At 46.7% G+C, this 19,311-nt stretch carries 18 protein-coding genes; 11 read left to right on the plus strand and 7 right to left on the minus strand.

Annotation, left to right across the window (positions count from 1 at the left end; translation table 11 throughout):
• Positions 1-9 precede the first annotated feature (9 nt).
• The 4 genes from EAE30_RS01025 to EAE30_RS01040 all read right to left on the minus strand — a co-directional run bounded on the left by EAE30_RS01025 (position 10) and on the right by EAE30_RS01040 (position 4,625).
• A complete protein-coding gene (locus tag EAE30_RS01025) occupies positions 10-963 on the minus strand; it encodes an ABC transporter permease (RefSeq protein ID WP_123014263.1) in 954 nt (317 codons plus the stop codon).
• A gap of 16 nt (positions 964-979) precedes the next feature.
• A complete protein-coding gene (locus EAE30_RS01030; RefSeq protein ID WP_123014264.1) occupies positions 980-2,734 on the minus strand; it encodes an ABC transporter substrate-binding protein in 1,755 nt (584 codons plus the stop codon).
• A 210-nt stretch (positions 2,735-2,944) separates the two neighbouring features.
• Positions 2,945-3,544 carry an alpha/beta hydrolase gene (locus tag EAE30_RS01035; RefSeq protein WP_123014265.1) on the minus strand — a complete coding sequence of 200 codons (600 nt, stop codon included), beginning with the start codon at positions 3,542-3,544 and terminating at the stop codon, positions 2,945-2,947.
• Between the two features lie 187 nt (positions 3,545-3,731).
• A complete protein-coding gene (locus EAE30_RS01040; RefSeq protein WP_123014266.1) occupies positions 3,732-4,625 on the minus strand; it encodes a GHMP family kinase ATP-binding protein in 894 nt (297 codons plus the stop codon).
• A 475-nt stretch (positions 4,626-5,100) separates the two neighbouring features.
• Here EAE30_RS01040 and cobK point away from each other — a divergent pair, with 475 nt between their 5' ends.
• Positions 5,101-5,880, plus strand: a complete 780-nt coding sequence (gene cobK, locus EAE30_RS01045; RefSeq protein WP_123014267.1) for a precorrin-6A reductase — start codon at positions 5,101-5,103, stop codon at positions 5,878-5,880.
• Positions 5,881-5,960: 80 nt separating this feature from the next.
• Here the strand turns inward: cobK and puuE are convergent, their stop codons facing one another.
• The 3 genes from puuE to EAE30_RS01060 form a co-directional block, all read right to left on the minus strand.
• Entirely contained in the window at positions 5,961-6,899 is a 939-nt protein-coding gene (puuE, locus tag EAE30_RS01050; RefSeq protein ID WP_123014268.1) for an allantoinase PuuE, read from the minus strand.
• Between the two features lie 100 nt (positions 6,900-6,999).
• Complete coding sequence (locus tag EAE30_RS01055) at positions 7,000-7,731, minus strand: aspartate/glutamate racemase family protein (protein WP_123014269.1); 732 nt, start codon at positions 7,729-7,731, stop codon at positions 7,000-7,002.
• Positions 7,732-7,772: 41 nt separating this feature from the next.
• Entirely contained in the window at positions 7,773-8,459 is a 687-nt protein-coding gene (locus EAE30_RS01060) for a GntR family transcriptional regulator (protein WP_123014270.1), read from the minus strand.
• Positions 8,460-8,747: 288 nt separating this feature from the next.
• Between EAE30_RS01060 and EAE30_RS01065 the strand changes: the two genes are divergently transcribed.
• The 10 genes from EAE30_RS01065 (at position 8,748) to EAE30_RS01110 (ending at position 19,297) form a co-directional block, all read left to right on the plus strand.
• Positions 8,748-10,190 carry an NCS1 family nucleobase:cation symporter-1 gene (locus tag EAE30_RS01065; protein ID WP_123014271.1) on the plus strand — a complete coding sequence of 481 codons (1,443 nt, stop codon included), beginning with the start codon at positions 8,748-8,750 and terminating at the stop codon, positions 10,188-10,190.
• A 342-nt stretch (positions 10,191-10,532) separates the two neighbouring features.
• Complete coding sequence (locus tag EAE30_RS01070; protein WP_123014272.1) at positions 10,533-11,324, plus strand: transporter substrate-binding domain-containing protein; 792 nt, start codon at positions 10,533-10,535, stop codon at positions 11,322-11,324.
• A gap of 14 nt (positions 11,325-11,338) precedes the next feature.
• A complete protein-coding gene (locus EAE30_RS01075) occupies positions 11,339-12,007 on the plus strand; it encodes an amino acid ABC transporter permease (RefSeq protein WP_123014273.1) in 669 nt (222 codons plus the stop codon).
• Positions 12,008-12,015: 8 nt separating this feature from the next.
• On the plus strand, positions 12,016-12,669 hold the full coding sequence (locus EAE30_RS01080; protein WP_241967558.1) for an amino acid ABC transporter permease: 654 nt from the start codon (positions 12,016-12,018) through the stop codon (positions 12,667-12,669).
• Positions 12,656-13,384, plus strand: a complete 729-nt coding sequence (locus EAE30_RS01085; protein WP_123014274.1) for an amino acid ABC transporter ATP-binding protein — start codon at positions 12,656-12,658, stop codon at positions 13,382-13,384. The genes EAE30_RS01080 and EAE30_RS01085 overlap by 14 nt, the downstream gene beginning before the upstream one ends.
• A gap of 10 nt (positions 13,385-13,394) precedes the next feature.
• Positions 13,395-14,213, plus strand: a complete 819-nt coding sequence (locus tag EAE30_RS01090; protein ID WP_123014275.1) for a MurR/RpiR family transcriptional regulator — start codon at positions 13,395-13,397, stop codon at positions 14,211-14,213.
• 39 nt (positions 14,214-14,252) lie between these two features.
• Positions 14,253-15,257, plus strand: a complete 1,005-nt coding sequence (locus EAE30_RS01095; protein WP_123014276.1) for a bile acid:sodium symporter family protein — start codon at positions 14,253-14,255, stop codon at positions 15,255-15,257.
• A gap of 54 nt (positions 15,258-15,311) precedes the next feature.
• Positions 15,312-16,505 (plus strand): amidase, encoded by a 1,194-nt coding sequence (locus EAE30_RS01100; RefSeq protein WP_123014277.1) that lies wholly within the window; start codon positions 15,312-15,314, stop codon positions 16,503-16,505.
• On the plus strand, positions 16,495-18,072 hold the full coding sequence (locus EAE30_RS01105; RefSeq protein WP_123014278.1) for a gamma-glutamyltransferase family protein: 1,578 nt from the start codon (positions 16,495-16,497) through the stop codon (positions 18,070-18,072). The genes EAE30_RS01100 and EAE30_RS01105 overlap by 11 nt, the downstream gene beginning before the upstream one ends.
• On the plus strand, positions 18,065-19,297 hold the full coding sequence (locus tag EAE30_RS01110) for a pyridoxal-phosphate-dependent aminotransferase family protein (protein WP_123014279.1): 1,233 nt from the start codon (positions 18,065-18,067) through the stop codon (positions 19,295-19,297). Before EAE30_RS01105 ends, EAE30_RS01110 begins: the two co-directional genes overlap by 8 nt.
• Positions 19,298-19,311: the final 14 nt, after the last annotated feature.

Genomic DNA, 19,311 nt, shown 5'->3' on the forward strand with positions numbered 1-19,311 from the left:
GCAATGTCCTTATTGCAGAGAAATACGCGGATCAACTAATTTGTATATCACATCAACAATACTCACGACTGCAATGTAGAGCAGCGTGATCAGTACGATGACCGCTTTGAGTAAAGGAAGATCGCCTGTAGTAATGGCGTTATAAGTGATTAAGCCCACTCCTGGTATACCAAAATAGCTTTCTAATAAGAGTGAGCCCCCCACGAGTACGAAAGGAATGGAGAAAATCACCCGAGTGATGATTGGAATCAAGGCATTTTTAAGTACGTGTTTCAGCAAAATTCTCAGTGAGGAATGGCCAAAAGCGCGCGCGGTACGGATATGATCGCGATTCATTTCCTCAACCAAAATGGCACGATAGAAACGTGTGGTGTAGCCCACTGAAACGAAAATGGTACACAGAGTCGGTACAGTGACATAGTATAAAAAGTCACTGAAATTATGCACATTCCAACCATAAACGGGAAACCAATTTAAGCCATAGCTAGAGCAGAACACCAATTGCAAGGCAATAATTACAATGATAAATGAGATGCTCATACCGATGACTGAAGTGGACATGACGAATTTATCAATCCATTTACCGCGGTGATAAGCCGCAACCAAGCCAAGAATAATACTAATGAGATGGCCTAAGATAAACCCAGGTAATCCCAGCATTAACGAGATAGGAATCGTACGACCGAGAATGGTCGTGACTAACTCACCGCTCGAATCTGAATACCCAAAATTGAAAGTAACCACTTGTTTGAGGTAATCCCAATACCGTACCCAAAATGGTAAGTCATATCCTAATTGATGGCGAACTTCGGCGATTTGTTGTGTGGTTGGATTACGGCCTAACAGATCGTAGGTTTTGTCTGGACCAAAATAAACCATCAACACAAAACTTATCAGAGTCACACCAAAAAGCAGCGGAAGGCTGTAAACCAGCTTCCGCAGACAATATTTTAACGTTTCCATTCAGAAGTAATCCTATCTATTTCACTGCGACATATTTGAAGTAGTTACCTAGGATACTGGGATCAGGCCACATAATGGCGTCTTTATGCCACATCAGTACGCTGGTGCGAGAGAAGCTACCAATACCCACACAGTCATCGACCAACATTTGATTGAGCTTGCGGTAAATTTGGGTACGCTCAGGTCCCGGTTGCATGATGGCCGCTTGTTTGAATAATTTGTCATATTGTGGGTTTTCATAGTTCGCGCTGTTGGCGCCAGGGGAGCGATTTGGGCCATAGAACAGCTGCAAGGTATTTTCCGCATCTGGGTAATCGAGTCCCCACGCCATAGGCATCATCTGTGTCTTGCTGTTTTTTATGTCACGATTAAAATCACCAAAAGTGGCATAGGCTTTAAACTTAATTTTATTTCTTGGATAACCGATTTTCATCAGGTTACCGCGGAATTGTTCGAAGAATTGCTTACTACGAACCCCGGACACCGAAGGATAGTGAAGCACAGGTAAGTTGTGTTTGGTCCAACCGTTATCTTTAAGAAGTTGTTTGGCTTTTGCCAAGTCTTGTTGGATGGACGATGTGTCCATATTGGGATCATAACCATCGGTCCCCGGAGCAATAAAGCCAGGATAAGCTTTTCCTAAGCCTAGATAGAAGCGATCAATGCGTTGCGGCCAGTTGAATGATTTTATGATTGCGCAGCGCAGCGCCTTATTTTCTTTGTTGGTTTTTGGATTTTTGCTTGTACCAAAGTAATCATCATCGAAATTGAACAGGTTGTAGACCATACCAGCTTCGGTCGCGACTCTATAATGGTATTTTTTTGCATATTCTGGACGCAAAGTTACGGGGGATTTGGACGACAAAACCCGGTCGATTTGTTCATTTTGTAGAGTGGTATTTTGAATTTCATTGTCTTTGCTAAATGAATTCCAGCGTGCGGACGGTTGTTTTACCCAGTTGGCTTCAATGCGGTCCACAAATGGCATGGCTTTCCCATCGAGAGAGGCGATGCCTGTCTCACCATGTACTTTGGGATCATAACCTTCGGCTTTCGCATCGAATATGTTTTTACGATAGCTGGGGTTGCGCACCAAAACGGTTTTGGTACTGTTGGTTGAGATCAATTCGAATGGACCACTACCAACGGGATGTAAACCAAACTCACGGCCATATTTTTCGACCGCTTCACGAGGCACTAAAGCTGAATACCCCATGGCTAAGGTATAGAGTAATTGTGGGAAGGGTTCGGTTAAGGTGATTTGAATTGTATGAGCGTCGAGCGCTTTTAAACCGGACACGGGCTGACTGTAATCGGACCCTGCTTTTTTCCAGTCCGCCATGCCGGCTAACTTGCCAGCCCATACCCATGCGCCTTGTGAGCGGTTTTGGGGGTCAAAATGACGCTTAATGGAATACACAAAATCTTGCGCCGTGACTTCACGACCTTTACCGTTTTTAAACGCTGCATCATCGATAAAATGCACGCCTTTTTTGATTTTTATGGTGTAAGTAAGGCCGTCATTGGAAACTTGTGGCATGCCATCGGCGAGGTTTGGTTCGAGCTCGTATGGCCGCTTAAGGTATTTGTATTCATAGAGAGTATCGTACACCGCCGTTACGATCTCATTGCTGTATGTTGTGCCCGATTGAACGGGATCAAAGGTATTGGGGGCGCCATTATCTGAAAACTTGAACACTTTGGTTTCGCCAGCGTATGCGCAAGACGCAGCAATAAGTGCTGCCAATGGCAGCAACTTTAAGACTTTCATACAAACTCCTTTTTGTATTCGATGTGATGAGGGATAACTAGATAAAATCGGTGTTGTTCAATCTAACATGACAGTTAAAAGGCGTTATCCCAGTTAGCGTTAACTGTGTCTCATGTATAATAGTATGACATTCATGAGCGATGATAACAGGATCATCGCTCACAAAAGTATTGCAATACTATGATGCCATTAAACTTTTTACTATGCCTTCTATGAGAATACTTCAGTGTGTGTCGATTGACTGAGTGGATGATGTTGCATGATCGCTTGTCGAATAATGGGAAGCATTTGGGCACTGATCGAATGGCCAACATCATTGGAAAGAAATGCCTCAGGATCCGCACCAGCCTCTTTCAACCAGTGGAATGTTTGTTGGGCTTGTGTCACCGGAATAACAGGATCATGATTATCATGTAAGAGGACGATAGAAGGCCAGTTATCTCTCGCTGCGACCGGCTCGTACATCTTACCTGCAATGGCCACGACACCTTTCACTGGGAACCCTTTGGCTGCTGCATGTAATGCGATAATCGCTCCCTGAGAAAAACCAACCAACACCATATCGTTAAGATCGCCAATGTGTTCTAACGTCTTAGTAAGACGTTCAAGAGTCTTGTCTATACGGGCTATTTTATTGTCATCGTTTCCTTCTGAAGAATACCACTGCTTGCCGAATTCAGAGCCTTCATGTGGGTAAGGAGCGTCTGGGCACGCAAGATGAATGGCAGGATCCAAGTCCAGCATAGTAATAATCGGATCAAAGGTGTGGCCGTTAGCCCCTAAACCATGAAGAAAAACAGCAGTTGTCATTGACGTGACCTTTATAACGAGAAATTTCGGAGAGGAGTGATGATACTACACAAAAAGCGTCACATTTGCGATGTGCGTTCATAGTAAATTCAACCAGTCGGCGTATGACGATAAGCCGACTAGTGCTTGATAGAGGCTCCTCATTAAGGACGCGCTTTGGTGTTACTTTCAGGCCATAAGCGGCTTTTCACGCGATGTTAGCGTCATCAAATAGACTATGTGCACCACCGGGGATCAGCTTTTGATAATGGCGGGTTTGATAAAAGTTCAGGCGGTCGACCTGCTCAATACTGTTAACGACTTTTTCAATGTCGTGCCGATGTTCATCATATAAGATCCCAATGGCACTACCACTGTGAGAAACATTGATACCGAGAAGTCCTTGACGCTCGACAATGTCCAGTAATGAAGCAAATAAGGGTTTTGGTAATATTCGTTGGCTTTCTATGGCACTTAATGTGGCCGCCTCAGCCAGTAAGGCGCCATCTTTTTCTTGTATGGCACTTCGGAGTAACTTGCGCGCTTTTTCTAATTGTGGCGCGGAGGATTTAAGTTTATCAAAGCGTTGCATGTGATGATAATCGACGGTATTTAAATGAATAGTACTTTGCAGGACAAGAATAGGGATCGGAGCCTCGATTTGCCCATAAGACTCGCTTACCGTCCCTCGATGGTGATCAAAGAGTGTGACTTCAGAAAAAATGGTACTGTCGGTAGGTTCCACTTGTGTGCACAGCATCGCAAGCTCATCGGCAGGCATATCATAGTCAAAATAGCGAGCGGTAGCGAGAATGGTGGCGGCCACATCGGCAGTACTACTGGCCATTCCTTTCGACTGGGGAATCGTCGATTCAACGTGCACGGCGAGTTCGTGTATGTAGTCAGATGGCTGCTGCAAAAACCGCAATGTACTGAGAAAAGCCTGATACGCTTTACTCCCGGCTCGGTGCGTCAGCCGACTTTTATGCTCGACTTCTACCGTCGCATACCAATCAATCGGGCAGGAGATCAGTTTTTCTGAACCGTATAGCCAGCCTTGAATGAGCTCACCGCAAGCTCCGGGACAACATGCTTTTGCCATTGTTCTCTCCTTGATGTGGTTAGAGTTATGAGATGCCTTTACGGTAATGGATATACCATGAACCCGTTACCATCGCCCTCACGATGGGCACAATCGGTTCATCGTCTAAAGACACCTCACTGAGGAGGTTGAGCATCATATTAAGCGTTCTGCTGATGACAAGACTTTGTCCAATATCAATAACCTATTCTATCTCGTCAGATAAAATAATAGTGGTCGCCGTACTTGAAAAAACAGCGATCAGCCGCCATTTCTCAGCATCGAATCATTATGACAGATAACGGTAAGCGGTAAGCTGTGTTTTTCGTCTTAGTTTATTGTGTTGATGGATAGATTCACTATTAAAGAGTCGATCTTGCAGGATAAATCACGGTATGCGATGACCCCCTATACCTATTAGCGACTGTCATGATCTGTGACAATAGGGGAAGGATTGTCACGACCGAAACAGAGAATATCTCATGAGGAACTTACCTTGAGTGATAAGAAATTATTAGTCTTCGGCGGCACCAATAACTCCGTCATGCTATGTGAAGCGTTAGATAACTATACCCATTCTTATACCCTTTCTGTCGCCTCGGAAGCGGGAGAGCAGATCTCGCAGCATCTCGCGGGGTCGTTGATTCGCGGTAGAATGGATTTCAATGAAATGATTCACTACCTACGGGATAATTACATCAATATGATTATTGATAGCGCTCATGCCCACTCGGATATTTTACACCAAAATATTCTCTGTGCAGCGCAAGAGCTGGGTATTCCAGTGATTCGTTTTGAGCCTCCAACTGAGATGGTGTACGACCCTATGGTTGTGAACGTGCGTTCCGTCAGTGAAGCATGTCATCATGTCGCAGCATCAATGAAAACCGTACTTCTGACGACGGGAACGAAAGAGTTGGACGTATTTTGCGAATCATTACCGGATAAGCGATTGATCGCGCGTATTATGCCGACCACTGAAGTGATGACGTATTGCGAGTCTTTAGGATTAGGGATTAATAACTTGATAGCGATGCGCGGTCCATTTAGTGTGGCATTTAACCGAGCTTTGTATGAACAAATTGAACCGGATGTCGTCATTACCAAACAGTGTGCCGAAACCGGATCGTTTCTCGATACCGTGAAACCGTGCGTGGAAATGGGCATTCCCTGTATTGTCATTGCCAAGCCCAAATTACCGGTAGAGGCGAATTATTCTCAGGTATTGGAGTCGCTAGAAGATGCCGAGGCTTTATTTAGCGAGTGGTCGCGTTAACACTGGCAATACCCAATGTGACAGGCTTGAATAGCCCCGTTGGTGGGGCTATGCCGAGTGCGTCACCGTTTTTAGGTCGGTTAAAAACCGTATGCGTGGGCGGGATGGTACTCAAACCAATGACGGGCGATCTCTTCACGAGTGGCAATCCATACGTTATCGTGGGACTGCACATAATCGAGAAAACGTCTGAGTGCCATAAATCGACTTGGCTTACCAAGCATGCGGCAATGCATTCCGATAGACATCATTTTAGGATGTTCTGCGCCTTCTTCATATAAACAATCGAAATGGTCTTTGAGATATTGTAAAAATTCGTCACCATGACTAAAACCATAGGGTGACGCAAAGCGCATGTCATTAGTATCTAAAGTGTAGGGGATCACGAGATGCGGACGTTCATGCCCGGGATTGTTGATATCGGGCACCGAGGTCCAGAAAGGTAAATCGTCTCCATAATAGTCGGAATCATAAGCTAATCCTGTTTGCTCCGCGACTAACTGCCGTGTTCGCGGGGAATCTCGTCCGGTGTACCAACCAATGGGACGCTTGCCTAAAAGAGATTCGGTAATATCGAGAGCTTGTTGCATCTGTTCTCGCTCTTGCTCCATAGGCATATGTTGATGATGGACCCATTTGAGTCCATGGCAGACCACATCGTACTTTCCTCGACGTAACGCTTGCACGACTTCTGGGTTACGCTGTAATGCTGTGGCAATAGCAAAGACGGTCAACGGCACTTCCCGTTTCTCAAATTCATTTAATAGACGCCAAACTCCAGCGCGAGAGCCGTAGTCGTATAAAGATTCCATGCTCATATGACGGTCTTTATACGCATCGACGTTGGCCATTTCTGATAAAAAGGTTTCGGAGTGTTCATCGCCATGCAGTATGCAATTTTCCCCACCTTCTTCATAATTTAAAACAAATTGTAGGGCGATCCGAGCTTGATTGGGCCATTGTGCATGAGGCACTTGGCGACCATAACCGATATAATCACGAGGGGGTTGATACGTCATCATCTGTCCTTAGAAATTCATACATCGTTCGTCAATATGTGTGCAGCTTGTCTGCCTGTTGCTTGAAGCTTATTAACCACTGTAAAGAGGAGTCCAACAGTTAGCGATTCCAATGGTGATAGCGACCAATAAACGGTTTGGTTTTCGGGTATGCATAATGGCCATGTTTGCTAGTGGTCAGTCCAAGACGGACTAAATTTTCTGCGAGTGTTATCGCTGAGGACACTCCATCAATAATCGGGATCGGCAGAGCTTCACTAAGGCGAGTGACCATGTCGGCCATTCCGGCACACCCCAACACGATCGCTTCGGCACCATCGACATGAACGGCTTGCCAGCATTCATCAAGTAGCTGTTGATAAACCGACTCTGCGCACTGCTCTAAATCCAGCACCGCAATATCCGTTGCGCGGACGTTTGCGCAAAGATGACGAAAACCATAGTGCTCGAGTAAATGATGAGTGGTCGGTACGGTACTGCTTAACGTTGTCACGACACTAAAACGTCGACAGAGTAAGCTTGCCGTATGGAATGCAGCTTCGGCAATACCAATTACCGGGGCACTGGATAATTCACGCGCTGCATCTAATCCGGGATCGCCAAAGCACGCAATAATATGCGCGTCTACTTGTTGTTGATTGCCTTCTGCGATGCAATCGAGTAAAGCGGCAGCCGCAATCACATCATCGAACGCTGATTCTATACTCATTGGACCATGTTGTGGTTGTATGGCAATGATGTCAGTCTCCGGCAATGCTATCGCGCTTGCAGCGTGGGCCATTTTCTCCGTCATGGCTTGGCTGGTATTGGGGTTAATCAATTGTATTTTCATGATCATTCCTTTTCATGAGTCAGTGATCGTTTAACGGACGCTCACTGGATAGATTTGGATGAGGAGGGCGCAAAGAGCGCGCAAAAATCCACGTCAGCCGTGTCGTCGTCTTCGAATTGAATGGACGCTTTAATAGTTTCTAAATGGTGAACCATCCATTTTTGGGCGGCAGAAATGCGTTGTTGTTCGAACAGCGTAATTAACTGGGCGTGATCGTCACAATCGCAACTGACGCTGGTGTGCGAACCATAGGCGGCGATGACCAGTGACGACCGATAACAAAGTTGCTTGATGTAATCGGCCATGATGGAATTGTTGGCTAAAGCGGCGAGCTCAAAATGGAAACGAGCCGTTAATTGAATGGCTTGTTCATGTTGATGATTTTGATTCGCTTGTTTTTCTTGCACAATCATCGCGCGAAAGCGTTGAGAATGAGCATCAGACCAATGAGCAATAATATCGGGGATCAGCAAGGGCTCCAGCATGATTCGTGTATCGAGGACATCCAAGGATTCTTTTTGGGTGGGCTGGGTGACAAATGCCCCTTTATTGGCCTGTAAGGTCACAAAGCGCTCCAGTGATAAACGTTGTAATACTTTGCGTGTCACTGTGCGACTGACGCCAAATGCGTGGGAAAGCTTATCTTCGGGAAGGCGAGTTCCCGGAATCAAATGATGTTCAACGATAGCGTTGCGCATTTGTTGATAAATGTGTTCATCCGTTGACATAACATTTCCTATGAAAGGTTGTATACAATCTCTTTTGCTACGGTATGCAAGTAATGTACCTAATAGTGTTCCAGTCGTAAGCCACCATTCCCGTATAGGTCCGCTGGACAATCCGCTGCTTAGCGGACGGTTTTGCCCCAAAATTACGCGAAATTTGACGCAAATTGGTGCATGGCAGTGGTTTAGGCTGAGAAAAGATCCAGAGATATCGCGTCACCATTGGGTTGTTTTGAATTGGCATGCAATTTGTATTTGCCATTGTATACAATCGAAAAAAGGATCGTGATTATGGATAAGGATTTTCCAGTAAGCCCAAGATTAAGCAATGTGGATCTTGCTCCTGATACGGAGCAAAAATGGGGATGGTATAGCATCTTCGCCTTTTGGATGTCCGATATCCATAGTGTGGGCGGTTATGTTTTTGCCGCCAGTTTATTCGCCCTTGGTTTGAATGGCATTCAAGTCTTTATTAGTTTGCTGGTGGGGATCATGATCGTCATGGTTTTTGCGAACTTAATGGGGCGTCCTGGACAACAATCAGGCGCTCCTTTCCCTGTTGTCGCTCGGATGGCTTTTGGGGTGTTTGGCGCCAATGTGCCCGCTGTCATTCGAGGTTTAATTGCGGTGGTCTGGTATGGGATTCAAACTTTCCTTGCCTCAAGCTCGTTTATCATTTTATTGTTGTACTTTTTCCCAAGTCTTGCTTCGCTTCGCGAGTCCAGCTTTATTGGGTTGTCTTATCTAGGCTGGATAGGTTTCATGTCGATGTGGGTATTACAAGCTGTGGTATTCATGTTTGGTATGGACATGATTCGCAAGGTGATTGACTGGTCAGGCCCTGCTATCTATATCGCTATGTTCGCCTTATGCTGTTATATGATTGATCAAGCAGGCTGGGACAATATCCAGTTCAGTTTAAGTGATAAAAAGTTAACTGGCGGTGATGCGATTTTGCAAATGGTCGTTGCTTCTGCCTTAGTCGCTGGGTATTTTGCTGGCCCGACTTTGAACTTCAGTGACTTTTCTCGTTACTGTGGAAGCTATAAAAAACTCAAACTGGGGAATTGGTTGGGTCTGCCATTAAATTTCGTCGTGTTTTCTGCGTTTAGCGTCATTATTGTGTCGGCTTCGATGCCAGTGTTCGGAGAGATGATTACCGATCCGGTGGAAACTGTCCGTCGATTAGACAGTGGCATGATTACGGTATTGGGGGCGTTGACGTTCATCTTCGCGACTGTTGGTATTAATATCGTCGCCAATTTTGTTGCACCAGCGTTTGATTTTTCCAATGTGTCACCACAAAAGATCAATTTCAAGTGCGGAGGCTTTATCGCGGCGATTGGTTCCGTGTTACTGACACCTTGGAATTTGTTTAATAACCCAGCGGTCATTCACTATACTGTCGATGTTTTAGGGGCGATGATTGGGCCTTTATACGGGATTATCATTGTCGATTACTATCTGATTAAACGCTGCCAGATGGACATTCCTTCTTTATACACGGAAGCAAAGCACGGTTTATATTGGTATAAAGATGGCGTCAATATGAAAAGCCTCTACGCGCTTGTCGCCTCAGGGGGGATTGCGATTGTCGCGACGTTCTTCATTCCAGAATTGGCCAATTACGCGTTATTCATTGGAGGCGGCTGTTCTGCTGTATTCTATCGTTATCTGATGCAGACGCAAATTGTCACTCAGCCAGCCTATAAGCCAGTGGCCCCTATCAAATAGCCCAACTTTAGACATACGTGCTCATCTCATCCCCTATCAATCGTTGTATTGCTAGGGGATTTTTTCGACCATTGGGTGACACAATCGTAACATTGACTTTCTACTTTGAAACAGTTGCACCGAAACCTATCATTTGTGCACTAAAAGAGCGCTTCTTTACTTGTCGCTACTTATATTGAAACGGTTGAATTTAATTAAGTGATTGAAAATAATTGGAAATTTTTTTATTAAAAAATGGCACAATCGTTGCTTTTTAATTAAATAGCGGTTCAAACGTTTCATGTGTGCCGCTTAACCGTCACCGCAGTGATAAGACCGTAATCAAACAAGTAGGGTTCAAGGATGAGAATCGTAAACTATATCGTCAAAGTCGTCGCCGTGATCGGCGTATTGGCAAGCGTTTCAGCCGCACAAGCGGATCAGTTAGCGAAAGTTGAACAACGAGGAGTACTGAATGTGGCGGTGCCGCAAGATTTTCCGCCATTTGGCTCCATTGGTACTGACATGCAGCAGCATGGCTACGATATCGACATGGCGACGTATCTGGCCAAACAACTGAAGGTGAAATTAAATCTTGTCCCCGTGACCAGTGCCAACCGTATTCCTTATCTGCAAACAGGTAAAGTCGATCTGGTCATTTCTAGCATGGGGAAAAATGCCTCGCGTGCGAAAGTGATCAACTTTAGTGATGCCTATGCACCATTTTATCTTGGGGTCTTTGGTAGTGATGACCAGAAGGTCTCCGACGCTAAACAGCTCAGTGGAAAAACCATCGCGGTGACGCGCGGCTCAGTAGAAGACTTAGTGCTAAGCGATCTGGCTCCAAAAGATGCGCATATTAAACGTTTTGAAGACAACAATGCCACACTGTCTGCTTACCTTTCTGGTCAGGTACGTCTGATTGCCACGGGCAATCTAGTCGTGACCGAAATTGCGAATCGTTACCCAGGAAAAGCCCCTAAAACAAAATTCTTATTAAAAAACTCGCCTTGCTACGTCGGCGTAATGAAAGGCGAACCAGCGCTACTGAATAAAGTGAATGCGTTGATTCAACAAGCCAAGTCGCAGGGAGTATTAAACAGATTGTCAGAAAAATGGCTGAAAGCTCCATTTCCTAAATCACTTGGTGCGTAATGAGTAGGTGACCGATGAGCTATCAGTTAAATTTTTCAGGATTGACCCCTTACATGCCAGAGTTTGTCTCTGGCTTGCAAACGACGATTGAGTTAACGCTCATTTCGACCGTGGGCGGATTGGCGTTAGGAACCGCATGCGCAGCACTGAATATCAGCCGCTATACCGCATGCTCACGCTTATGCTCGTGTTACATTGAAGTGATTCGCAATACCCCGTTCATTGTACAATTATTTTTTATTTTCTTTGGTCTTCCCGCATTGGGCGTCAAACTGTCTGCGTGGGAAGCGGGCGTTATTGCGATGGTCATCAATTTAGGTGCTTACAGCGCGGAAATTTTGCGTTCAGGCATTGCAGCAACGCCCAAAGGTCAGTGGGAAGCAGGGCGGACTTTGGGTCTAACCCATGGACAGATCTTTTGTCGTATTATTTTACCGCCAGCCTATTGCCGAGTGTACCCATCGCTGGTGAGTCAATGCATTATCGTGATGTTGGGCTCAGCGGTGGTCTCACAAATATCAGTAGAAGATTTGACCTTTGCGGCCAACTTTGTGCAGTCACGTAGCTTTTTAAGTTTCGAGTCTTACATTGTCACCGCGCTCATTTATTTGGTGTTGGCGGTGGTTATGCGTCAATTGTTTGCATGGCTGAAACGGCGTGTATTTCGTTACTCATTTCGCTAGGAGTGCTGATGATGATGCAATTTACGGATTGGGATATTCTGCGTAACTTATTGATGGCCGCTCGTTGGACTATTGCGTTATCGCTCATTGCGTTTATCGGTGGTGGCGTGATTGGCTTACTGCTGACGGCGCTGCGCAGCAGCAAGTATCTGTCTTTCGGCCGGGTGATTCAACTGTATGTGGAGCTATTCCAAGGCACGCCTCTTTTGATGCAGTTATTCTTGTGTTTCTTCGGTTTGTCCTTGATCGGAATAGAAGTCAATGCGTGGACCGCCGCGATCATTGCTTTGACACTTTATAGCAGCGCGTATTTTCACGACATTTGGCGTGGGTGTATTGAGTCTCTACCCAAGGGACAATGGGAGGCTTGTCGTACTTTAGGCCTGACTTACCTAGATACCATGCGTTATGTCATCGCGCCACAAGCGATTCAGCTTGCGATTGCTCCGACTGTGGGGTTCTCCGTGCAAATTGTTAAAGGAACAGCTTTGGCCTCTATCATTGGTTTCGTGGAATTAACCAAAGCCGGCACCATGCTAAATAATGCAACTTTTCAGCCTTTTAAAGTGTTCACCTTTGTGGCTATTTTGTATTTTGCTATTTGTTTTCCGCTTTCTGCGTTAGCTCGTTACTTGGAGAAGCACCGTTATGTCCGTCGTTAGTATTGAACAAGTCCATAAATATTATGGTGAAGCCCACGTTTTAAAAGGGGTCGAACTAAAAGTAAAGCAAGGCGAGGTCATCTCCATCATTGGCCGTAGCGGCTCCGGAAAAAGTACCTTATTACGCTGTATTAATGGGCTTGAAGAACACCAAGAAGGAGCAATCATTGTTGATAGCCAAGCGGTTGAAAATGATGATTACAAATTACGTTTACTGAGCCGCAGCGTCGGAATGGTGTTTCAAAGCTTTAATTTATTTCCACACATGACAGTGAGTGACAACGTCACTTTGGCGCCCAAGCTGGTGCTCAAAAAAGACGCGGCCGAATGCCAAGCGTTGGCGAAATCGCTGTTGGAAAAAGTGGGGTTAGCGGATAAATATGACGCCTATCCGGGAGAGCTATCGGGGGGACAACAGCAGCGCGTCGCGATCGCTCGCTCGTTGGCGATGTCACCGAAGGTGTTATTGTGCGATGAAATTACCTCAGCATTGGATCCGGAGTTGGTCGGCGAAGTCCTTAAAGTATTAGAGACGTTAAAAAAGGAAGGCATGACGCTGATTCTTGTTACCCATGAGATGAATTTCGCGCGAGATGTCGGTGACCGTGTGGTGTTCATGAATCAAGGGAAAGTTTGGGAAGAAGGGCCGAGTAACGAGGTATTTGCTCACCCGAAAACGCCCGAGTTACAAAGTTTTCTAGCGGCCGTTCGCTAAGGAAAAAAAGATGACCAATCAGAGCGATTCGTTGAGTGAGCGTATTACCTTTCATTATGAACAACTGAGTCAAAGCGGTCGACGTATTGCGGATTATCTGCAAGGACATCCCGACAAAATTGTCATGCAATCGACTGCGCAGATAGCCAAAGCGTGTGGCGTATCAAAAACCACGGTCAGCCGATTTATTCGTCAATTGGGGTACGATGATCACTTGGCGTTGCGAGAAGAAGTGATTCAGCAACGTGAGCAGGGCGTGCCCGTGCTGACGTCGGAGATTGAAGACCCCAGTATTCGACATGAGATGCAGGCATTAGAGCAACTCTGGGCGCAACTGGCGACTTTGAATATCGACGAACTGATCAAACCGATTGCCACCGCTCGACGGGTGGTGGTGATCGGCTATCGCAATAGTTATCCGGTTGCGTTACATTTACGTCAGCAACTGATGCAATGCCGAGATAATGTTCATTTATTACCCCTGCCTGGGCAAACGGTGGGGGAAGATTTAAGCCAACTCAACGACGATGATTTTGTTATTGTGATCGGTATTCGGCGCCGCGTGACACACTTTGCTCAGCTAATGGAATACTTACGGGCTCATCATACGCTGCTGATCACCGACCAATCCGGACAACGTTATAGCCAACAATGCCAGCATATATTAATCTGTCAGATGAATAATCATGCTCCTTTAGACAGCTATGCTGTGCCGATGAGTTTGATCGCATTTTTGGTGAATCAGGTGTATTTACAGTTAGGAAGTGATGCTGTCACAAAAAGCAGACACATCAGTCAGAGTTATTCTCGTTTACATGAAGTAGAATAACACCAATAACCACCGCTCAATATAAATAGAAACAAGGTAATGAAAGTATTAGAGAAACTAAAAAAAGAATGGTTTATTTTAGGCATGATGGTTGCCATTGCACTGGCGATTGTGACGCCCAATGTGGGTAAAACGGATGGCTGGCTACGGTTGGATATTGTGACCAGTCTTGGTATCGCTTTGGTGTTTTTTCTGCATGGCCTTGGATTGAGTCCGCAAGCCATTAAAGCAGGTTTATCCAATTGGAAATTGCATATCTATGTGCAATTAGCCACATTCGTTGTTTATCCATTATTGTGGGTTATTTTTGGTGATCAATTTTTGGCGTTTATGCCAGCACCGTTGGCGTTTGGTTTTTGTTATTTATTTTCCTTACCGAGTACCGTGTCATCGTCAGTCACGATGACCAGTGTCGGAAAAGGGAATGTACCTGGCGCCATTTTCAATGCGTCTCTTTCTTCTATTATCGGTGTTTTTATTACGCCCGCATTGATCGAAGCGTTTATGGGGTTACAAGGCGCTAACATGAATTTTTGGGAGGCGGTGCTTGATATTGGTAAGCTGTTATTGGTGCCGATGGCCTTGGGTCAATTACTGCGTCCGTATTTAGTGGCGTGGACCACGCGTCATAAAGCCATTGTCGGCAAACTGGATAAATACGTGATCATCCTTATTGTCTATAACGCATTTTGTGATTCGGTAATTAACGGGATTTGGACACAGTTCTCGACGCGTTTACTGTTGCTGTCGATCGCCATTTGTATCGTGGTGTTATTAATTATGGTTCATGGCATTCAATGGGGTGCGCGTTGCTGTGGATTTGAACTGTCTGACGAGGTCGCCGCGGTCTTTTGTGGCACAAAGAAAACCCTCGCCGCCGGCATTCCAATGGCGAAAGTGATTTTTGGGAGTGACCCAAACTTAGGCATGCTGCTGCTTCCTATTATGCTCTACCACCCATTACAAATTTTCTATTGTGCCATGATTGCCAATCGTTATGCCGCGAAAGCGGAGAACAAAGCAACGGTCGCGACCAGTTCGTAACGCGAAACACTTATGCGCAGTAAGTGCTGCGCCGTTTTAAAACAAGGATGTCGTATGAGTATGGATACTCGAATCTTTTGTCAGCAAGGGCCGATGCACTTGCTACCTCATCATGCTGGCTGTCTTTCGGGCTTTCGGTTTGTCTTTAAAGATCTGTTTGATGTGGCCGGCTATGTCACTGGCGCAGGCAATCCACAGTGGTTAGTGACTCATGAACCCGCGCAAGCCACATCGCCGCTTATTGAGGCGCTATTGGCTCATGGAGCGGAATGTGTCGGCCGTGTGCAAACCGATGAATTAGCCTACAGCCTTAACGGACAAAATATCCACTATGGTACTCCGGTGAATCCGGCCGCGCCTGAATGTATCCCCGGTGGATCATCCAGTGGTTCGGCCGTTGCCGTCGCGGGAGGGCTGGCCGATTTTGCTATTGGTACCGACACGGGAGGGTCGATACGCGTTCCCGCGAGTTATACGAATATTTATGGTCTGCGTCCGACCCATGGAGGGCTAAGCTTACAGGCCGCCTTTGAGTTGGCGGGACGGTTTGATACCGCGGGGTTACTCGCAACGCACTTGGATGTGTTAAATAAGGTGTTTCATTTGCTATATCAGGGCAAAGATGCACCGACGGCGTCGCTCACTACGTTGTATCTTGATGATGCCTTCGTTGATTTATTGGGAAGAGAGCGTCAGCAGCGTTTGCAGGCTTGGTGTGATGCGGCTGGTGTTTCGTTAACTCGTGGCTCGCTATGCTTGGCGAGTGACTGGGATTCTCAGCAACTGAGTGAGCTGTTTCGCGTGATACAGGGCTATGACATCATCCAAAATCATGGTCCTTGGTTGCAACGATATGGGCAGAGTTTGGACCCCGCGATCCTCGCTCGGGTCGAGTGGGCTCGGTGTATTACGCAAGAGCACTACCAGCAAGCACTAGAACAATACCATGCCTTTGCTCAGTGGTTACAGAGCGTGATTTTCTCCAGTGGCAGCCTTTGGGTGCTGCCGACAACACCGGGTGGTCCTCCCAGCTTAACGCTCGAACCAGAGGCGCTCGCAACGTATCGCTCGCAACTGATGGGATTGACTGCCTATGCCGGCTTAGCGGGGCTACCTCAGTTACATATTCCTATGCCGGAACTGGCTTTGGGGCCCGCTGGCATTTCATTATTAGGGGCGCCTTATCAAGATGCTCAGCTTCTTTCTATGGCGGCAAAATTGCAGGCAGGGAGCTCAGATGACAGATAAACAAACCGCATTTACGGCTCCTCATTATTTGGCCGCACAAACCGGTCAACGGATTTTAGAGTCTGGTGGCACCGCCTGTGAAGCGATGGTGGCGGCGGCCGCGATGATTACGGTGCAATATCCACACATGAGTGGATTAGGCGGCGATGGTTTTTGGCTCATCGCGAAAGCCGGTGAACGGCCCGTTGCGATTGATGCCAGTGGTCCTGCCGCAGCAGGAGCGACGTTGACATCCTATCAACAACGAGCTGATGGCATTCCTGAAAGTGGTGGCGCTGCGGCACTCACAATGGCCGGAGCCGTTGCGGGGTGGCAAATGGCGTTGCAATACAATCATTCAGGACTGGGTTTGGAGGCGTTGCTGGGAGACGCGATTCAAGCGGCAGAAGCCGGTATTGATGTGACCGATAGTTTGGCGTTCGCCAGTCATAAAACATTCGCTCGTTTGCAAGATGAGCCTCATTTTAATCAATGGTATTTGACTGATAGCATGCCGCTGTCTGCGGGCGAGCAAATCGCTAACGTGGCTCTGAGTAAAACCCTGCAACATATAGCCCACTCTGGCTTGGATGACTTTTATCATGGTGAATTAGCCAAACGCATGGCAGACGATCTCCAAGCGGTTGGCAGCCCACTGCAATTGAGTGATTTTCATGAATATGCAGCACGCTGGTGTGAGCCACTAACGGCTTCGATTTCTAAAGGTCAGTTGTATAACTTAGGGGCACCGACACAGGGACTCGCTTCGCTATTAATTTTAGCCATTTACGATCGCTTAGTGAATGACAACATGCTAGAAATCGATCATGTCCACTGTTTGGTGGAAGCCACAAAACAGGCGTTCATCATCCGAGATCGATTGATTACCGATCCCCAGTGTATGAGCGAAGAATTGCAAGATTACTTAGCCCCGGATCACATTGAAGCGCTGGCACAGGCGGTCGATAGCAATCAAGCTGCACCGTGGCCACATGTGGCTAAGCCGGGGGATACCGTATGGATGGGGGCTTGTGATAAAGATGGAACCATGGTGAGCTACATCCAAAGCTTATATTGGGAGTTTGGTTCTGGTGTTGTTTTACCCCAAACCGGCATCGTATGGAATTGTCGGGGGAAAAGCTTTTCATTAGATGACCGCCATCACAATGTTTTGGCGCCGCGCAAGAAACCGTTTCATACGTTGAATCCAGCCTATGCCGAACTGAACGATGGTCGACGTATGGTGTACGGCACAATGGGCGGTGAAGGACAACCCCAGACGCAAGGGTGTTTGTTCAGCCGTTACGTCTACCAAAATGAGACGTTGCAAGACGCGGTGGCGAAACCAAGATGGTTACTTGGCCGGACATGGGGAACCGCCAAAGACAATTTACGCTTAGAACAAGGACTGTACGATACCTTAGGAGCTAGCTTAAAAAAACGAGGCCACGACGTAACGGTGGTCCCAAACAACAATGAAGTGATGGGGCATGCCGGTGCCATCATGATCTGCGCCAATGGCACTGCACAAGCGACAAGTGATCCGCGCAGTGACGGAACTTACCTACTGGGAGACTTTCATGGATAATCAAACATCAATTTTCGAAACGCTGAATCCACCACAACGTTTATTAATGGGCCCCGGTCCAATCAATGCCTACCCACGAGTGCATCAGGCCATATCCCAATCGCTAATAGGTCAGTACGATCCGGTCATGACGGAGTATATGAATCAAGTACAGAGCTTATATCGCGGCGTTTTTGAGACCAATAATCAACAAACTTTACTTGTCGACGGGACTGCTCGTTCGGGCATTGAGGCGGTCTTAGTGTCCGTATTGAAACCGGGAGATAAAATCTTGATTCCGGTGATTGGCCGGTTTGGTCATTTACTATGTGAAATCGCCCAGCGTGTTGGGGCTGAAATTCGGACAATCAACGTTGAATGGGGACACGTGTGCAGTGCTGAGCAAGTGGAAGACGAAATCAAACGTTTTCAGCCTAAGCTTTTGGCCACCGTGCAAGGGGATACGTCAACGACGATGAATCAACCTCTGAAAGCGATTGGCGAGGTGTGTCATCGTTACGGTGTCTTGTTTTATTGTGATGCGACGGCCTCAATCGCCGGCAATGAACTCAAAGTGGACGAATGGCATTTAGATGCTGTCTCCGCCGGTTTGCAAAAATGTTTAGGTGGGCCGTCTGGTTCATCGCCGATCACATTGAGTGATCAATGTGCTGAAGTCATTAATCGTCGTAAACACGTTGAAGCCGGTATTCGTGCCGCGCATCACAAAGAAGGGGGGGACTTAATGATTCAATCGAATTATTTTGATTTAGCCATGATCATGGATTATTGGGGCCCAGAGCGTTTGAATCATCATACAGAGGCGACGTCAATGTTGTATGCCGCACGAGAATGCGCGCGGTTATTCTTAGAAGAAGGCCCAGACAAGGTGATCGCTCGACATAAGCAAGCGGGTGAGGCGTTAGCCGCTGGGTTATCGGCGATGGGGCTACGCTTGTTTGGCGACCAAACTCAGAAAATGAATAATGTGGTCGGCGTTTATATCCCCGATGGCGTGCAGGGCGATGAGGTACGTTCAGAGCTTCTTAACCGCTTTGGGATTGAAATTGGCACCTCGTTTGGCCCTCTCCACGGTAAAATTTGGCGGATTGGCACCATGGGATATAACGCTCATCAAGAGTGCGTACTGACCACACTGGCAGCGCTAGAATCCATTTTGATTCGCCACCGAGCACGTATTGATGTTGGCCAAGCGGTTGGCGCCGCGATGGCATTTTATCGCTAGGATGGGTGTCCGTT

The organism is Vibrio zhugei, from assembly GCF_003716875.1.
Lineage (GTDB): Bacteria > Pseudomonadota > Gammaproteobacteria > Enterobacterales > Vibrionaceae > Vibrio > Vibrio zhugei.